Genomic DNA, 1,403 nt, shown 5'->3' on the forward strand with positions numbered 1-1,403 from the left:
CGAGGGCGAACTGGTCACGCTCGTCGGCCCGTCCGGCTGCGGCAAGACCACGACGATGATGATGGTCAACCGGCTCATCGAGCCGACGTCCGGCCGCATCTACGTCGACGGCGAGGACATCGCCGCACTCGACCCGGTCAAGCTGCGCCGCCGCATCGGGTACGTCATCCAGCAGGTGGGCCTGTTCCCGCACCGCACGGTCCTCGACAACACGGCGACCGTCCCGGCGCTGATCGGCTGGAAGAAGGCGAAGGCCCGGGCCCGCGCGGCCGAGCTGCTCGACCTGGTGGGCCTGGACCCGAAGACGTTCGGCGGCCGCTATCCGGAGCAGTTGTCGGGCGGTCAGCGCCAGCGCGTGGGCGTGGCCCGGGCCCTGGCGGCCGACCCTCCCGTCCTGCTCATGGACGAGCCGTTCGGCGCCGTGGACCCCGTGGTGCGCGAACAGTTGCAGGACGAGTTCCTGCGGATGCAGGCGGCGGTGCGCAAGACGGTCCTCCTCGTCACGCACGACATCGAGGAGGCGGTGCGGCTCGGCGACCGGATCGCGGTGTACGGGCAGGGCCGCATCGAGCAGTTCGACACCCCCGGCGCGGTCCTCGGCACGCCGGCGACGCCGTACGTCGCGGAGTTCGTCGGCGCCGACCGGGGGCTCAAGCGCCTGTCGGTCACGGAGATCGAGCCGGACGACCTCGAACAGCCCGCGGTGGCCCGCGTCGACGAGTCCGCCGCGCAGGCCGCGGCCCGGATGCGCGAGGAGAACGCACGCTGGGCGGTCGTCCTGGACGAGCGGGGTGATCTGCACGGCTGGGTCGGCGTCGACGAGGCGGCGCTGGCCGGGCAGGACGGCCGAGTCGGTGACCTGGCGCACCGGATGAACGCGTGGGTCCCGGTCGGCGCGCCGCTCAAGCAGGCGTTCGGCGTGATGCTCCAGCACGACGCCGGCTGGGTCGCGGTCCTCGACGGCTCGCGCTTCCTCGGGGTGCTCACCCCGGCGAAACTGCACGAGGCGCTGCGCCGCTCGGTCGACGCGGACGCGCAGGGGGTCGCCCGCGACGAGGTGGAGTTCGACTCGGTCGCCGACGCCTGAGCCGCCCCAAGACTGACCCTGAGGTTCAGCTTGAGGGTGCTGGTCGGCGGTGGTTCATGGCGCGCAGGTTCTCGTCGTGCACGTCGCCGGGGACGGCCCGGTCCGGCCGGTAGGCGGCGAGCTCCGGGGCGGGCCGCCCGGTGGTGATCTCCTGCGCGGCGAGCCGGCCGAGGACCGGGGCGAGGGTGACCGCGCTGTGCGAGACGAGGTGGTACAGCCCGGGTGCCCGCGCCACCGCCCCGACCAGCGGCAGCCCGTCGGACGGCACCGGCCGTACGCCGATCCGGGCGTCCTCGAAGCGGGCCCGCGCCAGGCC

2 protein-coding genes are annotated in these 1,403 nt (G+C 74.0%); one reads left to right on the top strand and one right to left on the bottom strand.

Annotated elements, in window-relative coordinates; all coding sequences use genetic code 11:
• On the top strand, window positions 1-1,087 hold a 1,087-nt coding region (locus tag G3I40_RS13515; protein ID WP_164302402.1), incomplete at its 5' end, for a betaine/proline/choline family ABC transporter ATP-binding protein.
• A gap of 25 nt (window positions 1,088-1,112) precedes the next feature.
• Here the strand turns inward: G3I40_RS13515 and G3I40_RS13520 are convergent.
• Window positions 1,113-1,403 (bottom strand): FAD-binding oxidoreductase (locus G3I40_RS13520; RefSeq protein ID WP_164302403.1); only part of this gene is annotated, 291 nt, incomplete at its 5' end.

The sequence above is a fragment of the Streptomyces sp. SID14478 genome (genome assembly GCF_010548525.1).
In the GTDB taxonomy this organism is placed as follows: domain Bacteria; phylum Actinomycetota; class Actinomycetes; order Streptomycetales; family Streptomycetaceae; genus Streptomyces.